The organism is Pseudomonas sp. E45-MNA-CIBAN-0222 (assembly GCF_040310405.1).
GTDB lineage: Bacteria > Pseudomonadota > Gammaproteobacteria > Pseudomonadales > Pseudomonadaceae > Stutzerimonas > Stutzerimonas stutzeri_AC.
In genome coordinates this window covers 336593-350874 of sequence record NZ_JBEOPU010000003.1, presented here as the reverse complement: position 1 = coordinate 350874, position 14282 = coordinate 336593, and the positions used below count along the sequence as shown (strand labels likewise).

Annotated in this window: 15 protein-coding genes and 1 pseudogene; 9 read left to right on the top strand and 7 right to left on the bottom strand. The window is 61.3% G+C overall.

What is annotated here, in order from left to right; genetic code table 11:
* Together AAEZ08_RS07200 and tcdA are read right to left on the bottom strand one after the other, a co-directional pair.
* A pseudogene (locus AAEZ08_RS07200) lies at nt 1–107 on the bottom strand (IS5/IS1182 family transposase); the annotation flags it as partial.
* 87 nt (nt 108–194) lie between these two features.
* Nucleotides 195–1028, bottom strand: coding sequence for a tRNA cyclic N6-threonylcarbamoyladenosine(37) synthase TcdA (tcdA, locus tag AAEZ08_RS07195; protein ID WP_181066846.1), 834 nt, complete (start codon nt 1026–1028; stop codon nt 195–197).
* A gap of 127 nt (nt 1029–1155) precedes the next feature.
* Here tcdA and dapE point away from each other — a divergent pair, with 127 nt between their 5' ends.
* The 3 genes from dapE to AAEZ08_RS07180 are packed head-to-tail and all read left to right on the top strand — an operon-like array spanning nt 1156 to nt 3535.
* A complete protein-coding gene (gene dapE / locus AAEZ08_RS07190) occupies nt 1156–2304 on the top strand; it encodes a succinyl-diaminopimelate desuccinylase (protein ID WP_181066847.1) in 1149 nt (382 codons plus the stop codon).
* Nucleotides 2298–3104, top strand: coding sequence for a putative RNA methyltransferase (locus tag AAEZ08_RS07185; RefSeq protein ID WP_500123970.1), 807 nt, complete (start codon nt 2298–2300; stop codon nt 3102–3104). The genes dapE and AAEZ08_RS07185 overlap by 7 nt, the downstream gene beginning before the upstream one ends.
* A gap of 59 nt (nt 3105–3163) precedes the next feature.
* Complete coding sequence (locus AAEZ08_RS07180; protein WP_003283762.1) at nt 3164–3535, top strand: hypothetical protein; 372 nt, start codon at nt 3164–3166, stop codon at nt 3533–3535.
* Between the two features lie 189 nt (nt 3536–3724).
* Here AAEZ08_RS07180 and AAEZ08_RS07175 read toward each other — a convergent pair whose 3' ends face one another.
* The 4 genes from AAEZ08_RS07175 to AAEZ08_RS07160 form a co-directional block, all read right to left on the bottom strand.
* Complete coding sequence (locus tag AAEZ08_RS07175; RefSeq protein WP_003283763.1) at nt 3725–3934, bottom strand: cold-shock protein; 210 nt, start codon at nt 3932–3934, stop codon at nt 3725–3727.
* A gap of 201 nt (nt 3935–4135) precedes the next feature.
* Nucleotides 4136–5971: a GldG family protein gene (locus tag AAEZ08_RS07170; RefSeq protein WP_181066849.1), complete on the bottom strand. Its 1836-nt coding sequence runs from the start codon at nt 5969–5971 to the stop codon at nt 4136–4138.
* 10 nt (nt 5972–5981) lie between these two features.
* The gene (locus AAEZ08_RS07165) at nt 5982–6713 is read right to left on the bottom strand and encodes an ABC transporter permease subunit (RefSeq protein ID WP_015276471.1); all 732 of its coding nucleotides are present in this window, start codon (nt 6711–6713) and stop codon (nt 5982–5984) included.
* Nucleotides 6710–7633, bottom strand: a complete 924-nt coding sequence (locus tag AAEZ08_RS07160; protein ID WP_500123969.1) for an ABC transporter ATP-binding protein — start codon at nt 7631–7633, stop codon at nt 6710–6712. Before AAEZ08_RS07160 ends, AAEZ08_RS07165 begins: the two co-directional genes overlap by 4 nt.
* A gap of 289 nt (nt 7634–7922) precedes the next feature.
* On the opposite strand from AAEZ08_RS07160, the gene AAEZ08_RS07155 reads away from it, so the two are divergent.
* From AAEZ08_RS07155 to AAEZ08_RS07130, 6 genes are all read left to right on the top strand, one after another.
* Nucleotides 7923–8363 carry an acetyltransferase gene (locus AAEZ08_RS07155; protein ID WP_500123968.1) on the top strand — a complete coding sequence of 147 codons (441 nt, stop codon included), beginning with the start codon at nt 7923–7925 and terminating at the stop codon, nt 8361–8363.
* A gap of 83 nt (nt 8364–8446) precedes the next feature.
* A complete protein-coding gene (locus tag AAEZ08_RS07150; RefSeq protein ID WP_152987355.1) occupies nt 8447–8731 on the top strand; it encodes a hypothetical protein in 285 nt (94 codons plus the stop codon).
* A gap of 380 nt (nt 8732–9111) precedes the next feature.
* Complete coding sequence (locus tag AAEZ08_RS07145) at nt 9112–9681, top strand: GNAT family N-acetyltransferase (protein WP_500123980.1); 570 nt, start codon at nt 9112–9114, stop codon at nt 9679–9681.
* A gap of 117 nt (nt 9682–9798) precedes the next feature.
* Complete coding sequence (gene blaOXA, locus AAEZ08_RS07140) at nt 9799–10581, top strand: class D beta-lactamase (RefSeq protein WP_500123967.1); 783 nt, start codon at nt 9799–9801, stop codon at nt 10579–10581.
* Between the two features lie 66 nt (nt 10582–10647).
* Complete coding sequence (locus AAEZ08_RS07135) at nt 10648–11358, top strand: class I SAM-dependent methyltransferase (RefSeq protein WP_500123966.1); 711 nt, start codon at nt 10648–10650, stop codon at nt 11356–11358.
* A gap of 36 nt (nt 11359–11394) precedes the next feature.
* Entirely contained in the window at nt 11395–11769 is a 375-nt protein-coding gene (locus tag AAEZ08_RS07130; RefSeq protein ID WP_427702697.1) for a hypothetical protein, read from the top strand.
* Between the two features lie 17 nt (nt 11770–11786).
* On the opposite strand, the gene katG is transcribed toward AAEZ08_RS07130, so the two are convergent.
* Nucleotides 11787–14015 carry a catalase/peroxidase HPI gene (gene katG / locus AAEZ08_RS07125; RefSeq protein ID WP_058064847.1) on the bottom strand — a complete coding sequence of 743 codons (2229 nt, stop codon included), beginning with the start codon at nt 14013–14015 and terminating at the stop codon, nt 11787–11789.
* Nucleotides 14016–14282: the final 267 nt, after the last annotated feature.

The window sequence follows — 14282 nt, the reverse complement described above, 5'->3', positions numbered from 1 at the left end:
TCCACTTGTGCCCAGGGCACCAGCTGTTCAAGGTCAGCCAGGAAGCGATCTCGGCGAGTCTGCTTTTTCTTGCCGGTATATTCGAGTTCGGAGAAGGTCTTCTGCACGCGCGTAACAAAGCTCATGGAGGGGGCTGGTTGAGGGGGCTCAGTGTGCCAAGGGTGGGGGCGGCTGGCTATTTATGCAGTGTCTCCCTAGGGGCCAGCAGAATTAGCTGTCATGGCTAACACATTACGTTCGCTCGGCCGACGTGCACCGGCGACCAGCTTGTCGACCGCCTTCGCCGCCGCCACCATGCCGAAACTAGCAGTGACCATGGTGACCGCACCGAACCCTCCAGCGCAGTCGAGCTTGACGCCTTCGCCAACGAAACTCTTGCTCTGGCACACGCCGCCGTCCGGCTTCGGGTAGCGCAACTGCTCGGTGGAAAACACGCACGGCACGCTGTAGGTGCGCCCCGGCGTGCGCGAGAAGTTGTATTCGCGCCGCAGCAGCGAACGCACCTTGGCCGCCAACGGATCGTTGAAGGTCTTGTTCAGGTCAGCGACCTGGATCTGCGTCGGATCCACCTGCCCTCCGGCGCCGCCGGTGGTGATGATCTGGATCTTGCGACGCTTGCACCATGCGATCAGCGCCGCCTTGGCCGGCACACTGTCGATGCAGTCGATGACGCAGTCCATGTCTTCGGTGATGTACTCGGCCATGGTTTCGCGGGTGACGAAGTCGGGCACGGCATGAACCCGACATGCGGGGTTGATGGCACGGATGCGCGCGGCCATTTCGTCCACCTTCGGCTTGCCCACCGCACCGTCCAGCGCATGGATCTGCCGGTTGGTATTGGTGATGCACACATCGTCCAGGTCGAACAGGCTGATCTCGCCGACGCTGCTGCGTGCCAGCGCCTCGGCCGCCCACGAGCCGACACCACCGATGCCGACCACCGCCACATGCGCAGTTGTCAGCCGCTCGAGGCCGACGCGGCCATACAGGCGGGCAATGCCGCCGAAACGCTGATCATCGATAGACATGCCGACTCCCCAGAAAAAACCTGGCGATTATAAGACCTCACGACGCCGCGACCACTGCATCCGGCCGTCACCGCAGCTGCGGCTTTGCTTTAATATGGCGCCCTTTCCCCGCCGCACCGGAGCCGTAATGACCGCGCCTGCCCTCTCCCCGACGCTCGAACTCGCCTGCGAGCTGATCAATCGCCCATCGGTGACGCCGCTGGATGAAGGCTGCCAGCAGCTGATGACCCAGCGCCTGGCGGCCTGCGGCTTCTCCATCGAGCCGATGCATATTGAGGACGTGGAAAACTTTTGGGCGATTCGCGGCAACGAAGGCCCGGTGCTGTGCTTCGCCGGCCACACTGACGTGGTCCCTACCGGCCCGCTGCAGGCTTGGCAGAACCCGCCGTTCAGCGCGCGCATTGATGAGCAGGGCATGCTGCACGGACGCGGCGCGGCAGACATGAAAGGCAGCCTGGCAGCCATGGTCGTGGCAGTGGAGCGCTTCACCGCCGATCATCCGCAGCACAAAGGGCAGATCGCTTTTCTCATCACCAGCGACGAAGAAGGCCCGGCGCACCACGGCACCAAGGCCGTGGTCGAGCGCCTGCGTGAACGTGGCCAGCGCCTGGACTGGTGCATCGTCGGCGAACCGTCGAGCACCGCCTTGGTAGGTGACGTGGTGAAGAATGGCCGCCGCGGCTCACTCGGCGGCACCCTCACCGTGCGCGGCCAGCAGGGCCATGTGGCCTATCCGCATCTGGCGAAGAATCCGATCCACCTGGCCGCGCCTGCGCTGGCCGAGCTGGCTGCCGAACACTGGGACGATGGCAACGCCTTCTTCCCGCCGACCAGCTTCCAGATCTCCAACCTGAACGCCGGCACCGGCGCCACCAATGTCATTCCCGGCACGTTGGAAGCGGTGTTCAACTTCCGTTTCTCCACAGAATCCACCGTCGAACAGCTACAGCAGCGCACCGCCGCGATTCTCGACAAGCACGGGCTGGACTGGAACGTGAATTGGGCGCTGTCCGGCCTGCCCTTCCTGACCGAGCCGGGCGCGCTACTCGACGGCGTAGCCAAGGCAATCCGCAGCGTCACCGGCCGCGAAACCACGCCGTCCACCAGTGGCGGCACTTCGGACGGGCGCTTTATCGCCACCCTGGGCACCCAGGTGGTCGAACTCGGCCCGGTCAATGCCACCATCCACCAGGTCGACGAACACATCCTGGCCAGCGATCTCGACCTGCTGACCGAGATCTACTACCAGACCCTGGTGAACCTGCTCGCATGCTGATCTGCCCGATCTGCCAGGCGCCGCTCAGCGCGGTCGACAACGGCGTCGCCTGCCCCGCCAACCACCGCTTCGACCGCGCGCGCCAGGGCTATCTGAACCTGCTCCCCGTGCAGCACAAGAACAGCCGCGATCCGGGTGACAACCAAGCCATGGTCGAAGCACGCCGACGCTTTCTCGACGGCGGCCACTATGCACCGCTGGCCCGACGCCTCGCCGAACTGTCCGCCGAGCGCGCCCCGCAGCGTTGGCTGGATATCGGCTGTGGCGAGGGCTACTACACCGCCCAACTGGCCACCGCGCTGCCGGATGCAGAAGGCTATGCACTGGACATCTCCCGCGAGGCGATCAAGCGCGCCTGCAAACGCGCCCCGCAGCTCGAATGGCTGGTCGCAAGCATGGCCCGTGTGCCCCTGGCCGATGCCAGCTGCGACCTGCTGGCCAGCGTGTTCAGCCCGCTGGACTGGCAAGAAGCGCGACGCCTGCTTGCGCCCAGCGGCGGAATGCTGCGCATGGGGCCGACCCGCGAGCATCTGTGGGAACTGCGCGCCCGACTCTACGATGAGGTGCGTGACTACGATGACGAGAAACACCTGTCACTGATTCCCGAAGGCATGCACCTAGCCCATAGCGAAACCCTCAGCTACGAGCTGCAACTGGACGATGCTCAGGCACGCGCCGACCTGCTGGCGATGACCCCACACGGCTGGCGTGCCAGCGCCGAACGCCGCGCCGCAGTGATCGACAGTCACCTCAGCGTACGGGTTGCGATACGCTATGACTGGATACAACGCACGTCCTAGCGTTCGTATATTTGCCGATGATCGAAGAACCCTCGCTCCACCACATAAGGCAGTCGCCCATGCGTCAACCCGATATCGAGATCTACCTCAGGGATGCCAGCCAGCAAGCGGTCGGCGAGTGGCTGGCCCAGGCCATCGGTTCCTGCTCCGCCTGGCAACAGAAAGGCCAGACCTTCAAGTGCAGCGCCGCCGGCATCCCGGTGACCTGGCTGCCGAAAGCTGTGGGCAAATGGCATTGCCTGCTGCTGGAAAGCGATGCCACGCCCTGGGAGGACGACCTCGCTTGCGCCCGCGCCGCTCACGCCGCCTTGGGCGTGGAAATCCGTTGCGCGCCAGGCGGCTGGCAGGAAGAGGAAGCCGTTGAAGTGGCCGACCGCTGGATCCGCATCAGCGATGACGGCGAAGAGGAGATCGTCTGGCACACGGGCTGAGGCGCTAGCCGGTAGTGCGTTCTACAAGCTGGGCTTTGGCGTCTAGAAGTTCCAACCTGACTTGAATCGGTGGGCTTCAGCCCACCGCCGGCACACCTGCTGGTGCCGCTCAAGAGATCGGCTGAAACCACAAGCCACTATAAAAACAAAGCCCGTCACGTGGACGGGCTTTGTCGTTCAGCACCGAAGTCAGACCCCGGCGACGTCTTCGGCCTGCAGGCCTTTCTGGCCCTGAGTTACCGAAAATTCCACCTGCTGCCCTTCGGCCAGCGAGCGGTGGCCGTCGCCACGGATCGCGCGGTAATGCACGAACACGTCGGCGCCATTACCTCGCTGAATGAATCCATAGCCTTTTGCATCGTTGAACCATTTGACGGTTCCGGTCTCGCGCTCAGCCATTACCACTTCTCCAACTCGCTTTTTGTTATTCCTCGGAAGAGGGGTCGACGGTCAGGTCTCGCGCATTCGGCTTTGGCGCAAATGCGACTCGAAAGCGACCGCTGCCGGAGTATAAAACAACGATTTTCGCTGTCAGCCTCTTTTTCCGCGCGGGATTTTCCCCCTCACCCGCCCCGGTCGATGTCGGAACGGGTGCTCTGCTCAGGCGCTCCGACGGCGCCGCCACAGCCACAGGGCGAGCACGCCCAAGGTCAGCAGCAACGGCACCAGGGCGATGTTGACGAACTTGAGCGTACGCCCCAGCGCCTCGATATCGGCATTGAGCTGGTAGCGCACCTCACGCAGCTCCTTACGGATACGTACCTTCTCCTGCTGGAACTGACGCAACGCCTGCTCCTGCTCAGCGGTCAGCTCCAATGCCTGCTCGGGGTCCGGGCTCTGCAGCTCGGCCAGCCGCTGCTCGGTATCGGCCAGGCGCTGCTGCAGTACCTCTTCCTTCTCGCGGAAGCGGTTCTCGGCCTGACGCTGCAAGGCTTCCACCACCACGAATGGCCGAGTGAAGCGACCACGCGAACGCACGCTGATCAGTGCATCGGTGCCGGAGAGATTATCCAGCGCGTTGATCACGAAGGCCCCGTTGTCGGCCCAGGGCTGCGGAATGCGCTGACCGAAGAAGTCCTGCACCTGCACCCACATCCGGTCGCTCAGCATATCGGTGTCGGCCACCGCGATGACGTTGATGTTCTGGCTTTCCTGAATGCCTTTCTCCCGACCCTCTATTCCGTTCGGGAACGCGGTCTTCGCCGGCCCCTGGATTCGCGCCGCCAGGGTATAGCGTTCGCCGGTTGGCTCGAGGCCAAGTAGCAGGGTTTCCGGGTTGTCCAGCGTGGCGAAGCGCTCAGCTTCTACCGGCATGGCGTAGTCGGAACTGCTGAACAGCGGCGTGAAGCGCGTCGTTGCGCCTTCCAGCGGCTCAAGAATGCCGGCGCTAGCGATGGTAATGTTCTCCAGCGCTGCAGTGGTTACATCATCCCGATCAAGCGCGCTTCGCGGCAGGCTCAACCAGCCTGCGTGACGCACCGGACGGCGCTCTGCACCGACGCCAACCGACATCGCGTAGGCCGCATCGACAAGCGCCTGTTGCGGCACCATGCGCACGCCCCAGGCTTTGAGCAGAGGCTCGAGGTCGGACGCACGCTCCTCGCCGAACTCGCCCGGGCCGATACCCATGCCGGGGTCGGCTTCGCTGTGCGGATCGACAAATGCCAGCAACTTGCCGCCACGCAACACGAACTGGTCGATGGCGAACAGCGTCTGCTCCGGCAGATCCTTCGGGTGGATCAGCAGCAATACCGAGACGTTGGTCGGAATCATGTCCACGTCGCGGCGCAGGCTCTCGATATGGAACAGCTGGCGGACTTCCTCCAGCACCATCCACGGTGGCGTCGCCTGTTGCGTGCGCATGTCGAAGCCGCCGGTCAGCTGCAACCCTGACAGTACGCCGACCACCGGCAGTTCACCGCTAGCCAGGCCCTGCACCAAGCGGCTGACTTCATACTCGAGAAACTCCTCCTGATCCAGCGGGAAGAACGGGATGATCTGCGTGCTGCCCTCGGCATTGGTGCCGGCCAGGCCGAAGTAGACCTTATCCCCGCTTTGGTTCAGCGGCACCGCCTGCAGACCGAACTCGGCTGCGCGGTCCTCCTCTTCGGAAAACGGCTGCGGGTCGATCACGTGCAACTTGAGCTTGCCGCCGGAGGCACGCTGATAAGCCCTGAGCATTTCCTCGACGCGACGCGCATAGTTGCGCAGCGCCACCAGGTCCTTGGAGGCCCCGTCCGAGTAGAAAAAATGCAGCTCGATGGGCGTCTGCAAGCCGTCGAGAATGCGCTCGGTGCCCTCGGAGATCGTGTAAAGCTTCTGCTCGGTCAGATCGAGCCGCGCATTGGTGAACAGCATGCCGGACACGCCGTTGAACAGCAGAAATGCCAGCGCGATCAAAAGCAGCCCGGCACCGGAATAGATGACTCGTTTCATGTCTGTTCCCTCAGGCGGCTTTCTTCAGATCGACGACCACCGCGGTAGCGGCCAGCCAGGCAACGATCAGCGTGACGAAATACAGCAGGTCACGCAGGTCGATCACGCCCTTGCTGATGGAGTCGAAACGGATCAGGAAGCTCAGCGAAGCCACCGCATCGATCAGCCACTGCGGCGCCCAAGCCAGCGCATCGAGCACCATCGGCAGGCCGCTGACGATAAACAGGAAGCACACCGCCACCGAGAGGATGAAGGCGATCACCTGGTTCTTCGCCAGCGCCGACATGCAGGAGCCGATGGCCAGAAAGGCACCGGCCAGCAACCAGCTGCCAAGATAGCCAGCGACGATCACGCCGTTGTCTGGCTCACCCAGGTAATTGACGGTGATGACCATCGGAAACGTCAGCAGCAAGGCGATTCCGGCGAACACCCACGCCGCGAGAAACTTGCCGCCAACGGCTTCGAAACGGGTGATCGGCAGCGTCATCAGCAACTCAATGGAGCCGGACTTGCGCTCCTCTGCCCACAAGCGCATGGCGATCGCCGGCACCAGAAACAGATAGAGCCAGGTGTGGAAGCTGAAGAATGGCGTCAGATCAGCCTGGCCACGCTCGTAGAAGCCGCCGAGGTAGAAGGTGAACACCCCGGACAGCACCAGAAAGATGACGATGAACACATAGGCGAGCGGCGTGGCGAAGTAGCTGCCCAACTCACGCTTGAAGATAACCGGCAACTGGGTCATAGCGACTCCCCACGAGTCAGGTTACGGAACACCTCATCCAGCCGGCCGCGCTCCACGTCCAGCTCCCTCACCACCCAGCCCTGCTGCGTGATCAGCGCATTGACCTGCGGGAAAATCACCTGCCCAGGCTGCGCCAGCACCGTCAGGCTGTGCTCTCGCTCGTTACGCTCGACCCCTGCGACACCGGGCAGCGCGGCCAGGGCAACGTCGTCCAGCGGACCGTCACTGACCAGCGTGACCGCTTGGTGGTATTTCGAACGGCTTTCCAGCTCCAGCGGCGTGCCATCGGCGACCAGCTTGCCGTGGGCGATCACTACCGCGCGGGTGCAGACCGCGCTGACCTCTTCGAGAATGTGCGTTGAAATGATGACGATCTTGTCCTGCGCCAGGCCCTGAATCAGCTGTCGTACCTGATGTTTCTGATTCGGATCGAGGCCATCGGTGGGCTCGTCGAGGATCAGCACTTGCGGATCATGCAGGATCGCCTGGGCCAGGCCGACGCGACGCTTGAAGCCCTTGGACAGGGTCTCGATGGACTGACCAAGCACCTTCTCCAGCTCCACCTGCGTCACAGCGGCTTCGACCCGCTGGCGCTTGTCCGCACCACGGAAGCCGCGGACTTCAGCAATGAATTCGAGAAAGCCGCGCACCGTCATGTCGCCGTAGCAAGGCGCACCCTCGGACAGGTAACCGATCTGTCGCTGGGCCTGCAATCTCTGAGTTTGGATGTCGTGACCTAGAATGCTGGCAGTGCCGGATGTCGGCGCCAGAAAGCCGGTCAGCATCTTCATCGTGGTGGACTTGCCCGCGCCATTCGGGCCGAGGAACCCCAGCACCTCGCCACACTGGACCTGAAATGACAGGTCATCCACAGCCGTGTGCTGGGCAAAACGCTTGGTCAGGTTTTTTATTTCGATCATGGGTTCTCACCAGTGCGCTAAAGGCCTGGCACGCCGCCCGCGGCGGCACGAACCAGGCCCTGCAAAATGCCGGCGGAACTATAAGAAGACCGGCCAGACGAATGCAACCGGGCAAGTATGGCGAAAGGAGTGGCGCATGTTTCGGGAATCGACCGATTGGCTGGCATCTTTGCCATCCGCTGGGCCGCGGAAGCCATACAGGCATGCAACAGCCGAGCTGCGAGCAAAAGCACACTCATCTTGTATCATACGGCCAGTACGTGGATGTCTAAGCAAATACCGGTTACCTATGAATATAGAAAACGCAGTAAACACAGATTACCCAGAATTGATAGAGATATGGGAAGCCTCCGTCAGGGCGACTCACGACTTCTTGAGCGAAGAGGACCTGCAAGAACTCAAGCCGGCGATATTAAACCAGTATTTTGATGCGGTTGATTTGAAATGTGCAAAAACGAACGATGGCGAGATACTGGGGTTCTGTGGCGTTAGCAATGGAAATATTGAGATGCTCTTCGTTTCACCAAATCAGCGCGGCAAGGGCATTGGATCATCGCTGGCATTCCATGCCATTGAATCTCAAAGCGCAACTACGGTGGATGTTAACGAACAAAATGATCAAGCGGTTGGGTTCTACCTGCGCATCGGCTTTGCCGTGACAGGACGCTCCCCAGTCGACGGCCAAGATAAACCCTATCCATTGCTGCATATGGCATTAAAATTCACTTAATATCCTGCCGACAATCCCGGCGATAACAGTGCTTTGATTGCAGAAAGAATGCGAACATCAAACACGTAACATGGGAAAGCCACATGGAATTAACAAAAACATTATTCATTACCTTAGCTTTTTCGCTAACTACCGCTGCGATCACATGCCTTATTGCGCACTTGATTTTTAGGGTAAAGCTACGCTGGGCCGTCCCGACTGGCGTAGCCATTGGAATTACACTCGCAAAAGCTATTGAACAATACTCATCTACTGAAAACTCCAGCCTTGTCATAATTTTGACCATAAGCCTCAGCGTATTGCTCACCCAGCTAATTGCAAAATTACTTTCCATCAAAGCGAAGAGCGGCACTACGCGCCGCACATGATTCATTGCATGAGACTCTCAGAAGCAAATCTCCTCTACAATGAGCCTTGACTGGTGGCACAGCAAACCTGGATCAAAATAATAATTGAGGTAATTATAATTTTTACGACGGTAATTTCGCTTTATAGCGGCATTCTCAGCGCCCAGAAATTCTACAGCAAAAAGCCTGGCGCGATCTGTTCAAAAAGGGGAGACCCTTGGTTTCTGGTAAATCTGGCCCTATCGCTAATTCTCGCCTTGCTCATTTCAAATGACTATAAAAGATCGCCTATTCTGAATTTCTTCATCAGCGTGTCTAGCGATCGACTAGCGGCCACATCTTCTAGAAACTTCTCGAACCTCTGATTACAAGTGTAACTACCAGACTATGACCTGTGCATGATGACGAATATTATCCAAATCGAAACCAATCGCCTGCTTTTGCGCCAATGGAAACTCGCTGATTACGCGCCGTTTGCGGCATTGAACGCGGACCCCAGAGTCATGGAGCATTTCCCTGACGTGCTCAGCCGCGCCGAGAGCGACGCGATGGCCGACCACTGTCGGAGCCTGATCGATGAGCGTGGCTGGGGATTCTGGGCCGTCGAACTGAAGGCAACCGGCGAGTTCATCGGCTTCGTCGGGCTGCATACTCCGTCGGCGGATTTACCATTCTCCCCATGCGTGGAAATCGGCTGGCGCCTGGCCGCTGCGCACTGGGGCAAGGGGCTAGCGACGGAGGCTGCACGAGCCGCGCTTGGCGTGGGTTTCGATACGCTCGACCTTTCGGAAATCGTGGCGTTTACCACTGTCGAAAACCGCCGGTCGCGGGCTGTTATGGAGCGCCTCGGCATGCGTGAATCTGACGGATTCGAGCACCCCGGTGTGCCTTTCGGCAATCCGCTGCGCGTGCACTGCCTCTATCGGCTGTCCCACGGTAGCTTCGAAGCGCAGCGGGCTACGGCTAACTGAACGTGAACAACCGACCGCTCATTCATCAATGGCTGGACTTCGCCTGAAACCCTGCTAGAACGGCAAGCGCAAACGCATAGCCGGATCACTCACTTCCAACCGATGGTAAAGCCCTAGATGCCACACCTGTTGTTGTCGTTTTTATTCCTCGGTATTTCCGCTCTTGCTCATGCGGATGATATCGAGGTTGCTCGGTTGTTCGAGAAAGCGGGGGTAGATGGGACATTGGTGATCGAGTCAACCGCAACCGGGCAGCGCTACGTTCACAACGACGCCCGAGCGGACCAGGCATTCACCGCGGCATCCATCTTCAAGGTGCTGAACACGTTGATCGCGCTGGAGGAAGGCGCTATCGCCGGGGCAGACGAGATCATCCCCTGGGATAACACCCGTTACGAGATCGAGGATTGGAACCGTGATCAGACGCTGAAAAGCGCATTCAGAGTCAGCTGCGTCTGGTGCTATCAGTGGCTGGCCCAGCGGGTAGGAACGGCCAGCTACCCACGTCATATTCATCGGGCGCGCTACGGGAGGCTACAGGAGCCCTTCAACGGCACGGAATTCTGGCTGGATGGCTCACTGACCATCAGCGCCGAGCAACAAATAGACCTGCTCAAACGCGTGGTCGAACGCAGCCTGCCGTACCGGGCGAGCAGCTACGACACCTTGAAGACGGTAATGCTCACCGAAGCCAGCGAGGACTATCGCCTTTACGCCAAGACCGGCTGGGCCGCCCGCAGCACGCCCGGCACAGGCTGGTACATCGGCTATGTCGAGCTCACCGAGGATACCTGGCTGTTCGCCTTGAACATCGATACTCGCGGCGCTACCGACCTGCCACTGCGCCAGCAGATCGCGCTGGGCGCGTTGCGGGCCAAAGGCATTCTGCCACTCGACTGAGGCTACTCGGTAACTCGGGTGGTTCGCCTAGGCGCCCGTCCTGAACAACCTCTTGGGAAATCCGCCATGCGCAGCGATGAAATCAAGACCATCTTCGATCAACAGGCGTCCACCTACGACAAGCGCTGGGCCAGAACCGCGCCGATTCGTGATGCCCTGCATTTCCTTCTGGAAGCCGTGTTTGCGGACCTTCAAGTCGATGCCCGGATTCTGTGCGTCGGTGCCGGCACCGGCGAAGAAATCGCCTATCTGGCCAGGCGCTTCCCGCGCTGGAGCTTCACCGCCGTCGAGCCCTCCGGTGCAATGCTCGAGGTGTGCCGCAACAAGGCGATCGAGGGCGGCTACGCCGAGCGCTGCCAGTTTCATGAGGGCTATCTGCAATCGCTGCCCAAGCAGCCCGCCTTCGATGCCGCGACGTGCTTTCTGGTGTCGCAATTCATTCTGGAGCCTGAGGCCCGTACGGAATTCTTCCGTGCCATCGCTAGCCGGCTTAGTCCAGGCGCACGCCTGGCCAGCTCCGACCTGGCATCGGATATCGCCTCGGCCGAATACACGGCCCTGGTCGAAACCTGGATGAACATGATGACCGTGGCTGGCATCCCAGCCGCCGGTGTGGAGCAGATGCGCACTGCTTACTCCCGCGATGTGGCGGTGCTGCCTCGCAAGCGGCTCGCAGCCATCATCGAATCCGGCGGCTTCACCGACCCCGTCCTGTTCTACCAGGCCGGGCTGATTCACGCCTGGTACTCGACGCGGTCATCGGTCGATGCGCAATAACGCCGCGCCACGGCGGCTGAATCCAACAGGCCGAGCGTGAAGCGATCCGTATTGCGCTCGTTACTTCTCGCCGCATTGGCCGGTGCGGCGATCTGGGGCCTGTCGCCTCTGGTGACGGGCCACGTCGAGCCCTGGGATGCCGGCGGCCTGTATTACACGTTAGCGCTGGCCTTGGGCGGCGGCTTGTGTGGCTCCGTTACGCCGAAACCCTTGTGGCCGCTCTACATCGGCTGTGTGGCCGGGCAGATTCTGTATCTGCTCGGCTGGTTGCCGACAGGGCCATTGCTCCCCGTCGGGCTGATGTTCGTGCTGCTGTGGTCCTTGGTCTTTCTCGTCGGTGCCTATGTCGGCTCCCGAGCCAGGGCCACATGGCAGGCTCGAAAGCATCAGGCGCCCCGTGGCGGCGCCTGAAGGCGCCGTCGCAGGCGTTACGCTGAGAGCTTCTGGCTGAAGTTATCGGCAGGCTTGCCAATGTCGAGCCGGTCCACGTTCATCACCTTGTCCCAGGCTTTGACGAAGTCGTGGACGAACTTCTCGTTGCCGTCGGCCATGCCGTATACCTCGGCCTGGGCACGCAGTTCCGATTGCGCGCCGAAGATGAGGTCCACGCGGGTGGCGGTCCAGATGGGCTGGCGGGTCTTGCGGTCGAGGCCCTGGAAGCGGTTCTTGTGCTCAGTCGCGACCCACTCGTTCTGCATGCTCAGCAGGTTGACGAAGAAGTCGTTCGAAAGCGTGCCCACACGCTTGGTGAAGACGCCTTCCTGACCGCCGTCTGAATTGGTGCCGAGCACGCGCATGCCACCGACCAGCACGGTCATTTCGGGCGCGCTCAGGCGCAGCAGATGGGCCTTGTCGACCAGCGCTTCCTCGGGCGCCATGAAGTGGGACTCGTGGTAGTAGTTGCGGAAGCCATCGGCGACCGGGCGCAGCGCTTCGAAGGACTGCGCATCGGTCCACTCCTCCTCGGCATCCATCCGCCCTGGCGTGAAAGGCACGGTGATCTCCACTCCGCCGTCCTTCGCTGCTTTCTCGATCGCCGCGCAGCCGGCGAGCACGATCAGGTCGGCCATGGAGACCTTCTTACCGCCGGTTCCCGAGGCGTTGAACGCACTCTGGACCTCGCCGAGCTTCTGCAGCACCTTCTCCAACAGCGGCGGATTGTTGATCTCCCAATCCTTCTGCGGCGCGAAGCGGATACGAGCACCGTTGGCGCCTCCGCGCTTGTCCGATCCGCGATAGGTAGCGGCCGAAGACCAGGCAACCGACACCAGCTCGGATACGGAAAAGCCCATGTCGAGGAGCTTCTGCTTCAGCGCGGCGATGTCCGCCTCGTCGATCACCGGATGGTCGCGTTCGGGAATCGGGTCCTGCCAGATCAGCTGCTCCTTCGGCACCAGCGGCCCGAGGTAGCGGCCGATGGGACCCATGTCGCGGTGCGTCAGCTTGAACCAGGCCTTGGCGAAGGCATCGGCGAACTCGTCCGGGTTTTCCAGGAAGTGCCGGGAGATCTTTTCGTACTCGGGGTCGAAGCGCAGCGACAGGTCAGTGGTGAGCATGGTCGGCTTGCGCTTCTTGTTCGGGTCGAAGGGGTCCGGCATGATTTCCGGCGCATTCTTCGCTTCCCACTGGTGGGCGCCAGCCGGGCTTTTGGTCAGCTCCCAATCGAAGTTGAACAGGTTTTCGAAGAAGTAGTTGGACCAGCGCGTCGGCGTCTGGCTCCAGATGACTTCCAGGCCGGAGGTGATCGCATCGGCGCCGATTCCACTCTTGTGGCGGCTGCGCCAGCCCAGGCCCTGATCCTCGATCACCGCCCCTTCCGGCTCCGGCCCCATCAAGGACGGATCACCCGCACCATGGGTCTTACCGAAGGTATGGCCGCCAGCGATCAGCGCCACGGTTTCGTAGTCATCCATGGCCATGCGCGCAAAAGTATCGCGAATGTCGATGGCCGCCGCTTTCGGGTCCGGGTTGCCGTTCGGGCCTTCAGGGTTCACGTAGATCAGACCCATCTGCACGGCACCCAGGCCCGGGTGCAGTTGCCGCTCGCCGCTGTAGCGCTCATCGCCAAGCCAGGTGCCTTCCGGCCCCCAGTACAGCTCCTCCGGCTCCCAGGTGTCGGCGCGGCCACCGCCGAAACCGAAGGTCTTGAAGCCCATGGATTCGAGCGCCACGTTGCCGGTGAGCACGAACAGGTCTGCCCAGGAAAGCTTGCGCCCGTACTTCTGTTTGATCGGCCACAGCAGGCGCCGGGCCTTGTCCAGCGCGGCGTTGTCCGGCCAGCTGTTGAGCGGCGCGAAGCGCTGCTGACCGCCACCGGCGCCGCCGCGGCCGTCGGTGATTCGGTAGGTGCCGGCGCTGTGCCAGGCCAGGCGAATGAACAGCCCGCCGTAGTGGCCGAAGTCCGCCGGCCACCAGTCCTGTGAATCAGTCATCAGGGCATGCAGGTCGGCGATGACCGCGTCGAGATCGAGCGAATTGAATGCTGCGGCATAGTCGAAATCGCCACCGTACGGATTGGAACGCGGCGAATGCTGGTTGAGCGATGTCAGGCTCAGCGCCTCAGGCCACCAATCTCGATTGCCAGGGCGTTTGCGGGGCGCACCAGCGCCATGACCGAATGGGCAACCACCACCCGCCTTTTCTCCAGACTCGTTCATGTTCTGCTCCTCACAGTTGTCGATGACGCACTCAAGCGCCGCTTAAAAACAACCTAGCACCCAGCTCATGATCGAACAAAAGCCCCAAATCCCCATCCAGGGCCACTCAAACCCTATGACAATCGCTGCAGAGCAGCAAGCAAGCGGCCTGCCGCGTCCCGATGGCAGTGGAAACGCACTACATGGATTTTCCCTATTGCCTCGATAGGCACAGCCTCCACCGCGCCATCAACGGCACGCAGCCGCCCGCCCACGAGTGACTCCTAG

Excerpts from the sequence above, each read along its gene's own strand:
- AAEZ08_RS07170 (WP_181066849.1), bottom strand. The coding sequence starts at position 5,971 with ATGAAACGAGTCATCTATTCCGGTGCCGGGCTGCTTTTGATCGCGCTG.
- AAEZ08_RS07150 (WP_152987355.1), top strand. The coding sequence starts at position 8,447 with ATGGAATTAACAAAAACATTATTCATTACCTTAGCTTTTTCGCTAACT.
- blaOXA (WP_500123967.1), top strand. The coding sequence starts at position 9,799 with ATGCCACACCTGTTGTTGTCGTTTTTATTCCTCGGTATTTCCGCTCTT.
- AAEZ08_RS07165 (WP_015276471.1), bottom strand. The coding sequence starts at position 6,713 with ATGACCCAGTTGCCGGTTATCTTCAAGCGTGAGTTGGGCAGCTACTTC.
- AAEZ08_RS07160 (WP_500123969.1), bottom strand. The coding sequence starts at position 7,633 with ATGATCGAAATAAAAAACCTGACCAAGCGTTTTGCCCAGCACACGGCT.
- AAEZ08_RS07180 (WP_003283762.1), top strand. The coding sequence starts at position 3,164 with ATGCGTCAACCCGATATCGAGATCTACCTCAGGGATGCCAGCCAGCAA.
- AAEZ08_RS07135 (WP_500123966.1), top strand. The coding sequence starts at position 10,648 with ATGCGCAGCGATGAAATCAAGACCATCTTCGATCAACAGGCGTCCACC.
- AAEZ08_RS07155 (WP_500123968.1), top strand. The coding sequence starts at position 7,923 with ATGAATATAGAAAACGCAGTAAACACAGATTACCCAGAATTGATAGAG.
- AAEZ08_RS07175 (WP_003283763.1), bottom strand. The coding sequence starts at position 3,934 with ATGGCTGAGCGCGAGACCGGAACCGTCAAATGGTTCAACGATGCAAAA.
- AAEZ08_RS07185 (WP_500123970.1), top strand. The coding sequence starts at position 2,298 with ATGCTGATCTGCCCGATCTGCCAGGCGCCGCTCAGCGCGGTCGACAAC.
- AAEZ08_RS07145 (WP_500123980.1), top strand. The coding sequence starts at position 9,112 with ATGACGAATATTATCCAAATCGAAACCAATCGCCTGCTTTTGCGCCAA.
- tcdA (WP_181066846.1), bottom strand. The coding sequence starts at position 1,028 with ATGTCTATCGATGATCAGCGTTTCGGCGGCATTGCCCGCCTGTATGGC.
- dapE (WP_181066847.1), top strand. The coding sequence starts at position 1,156 with ATGACCGCGCCTGCCCTCTCCCCGACGCTCGAACTCGCCTGCGAGCTG.
- katG (WP_058064847.1), bottom strand. The coding sequence starts at position 14,015 with ATGAACGAGTCTGGAGAAAAGGCGGGTGGTGGTTGCCCATTCGGTCAT.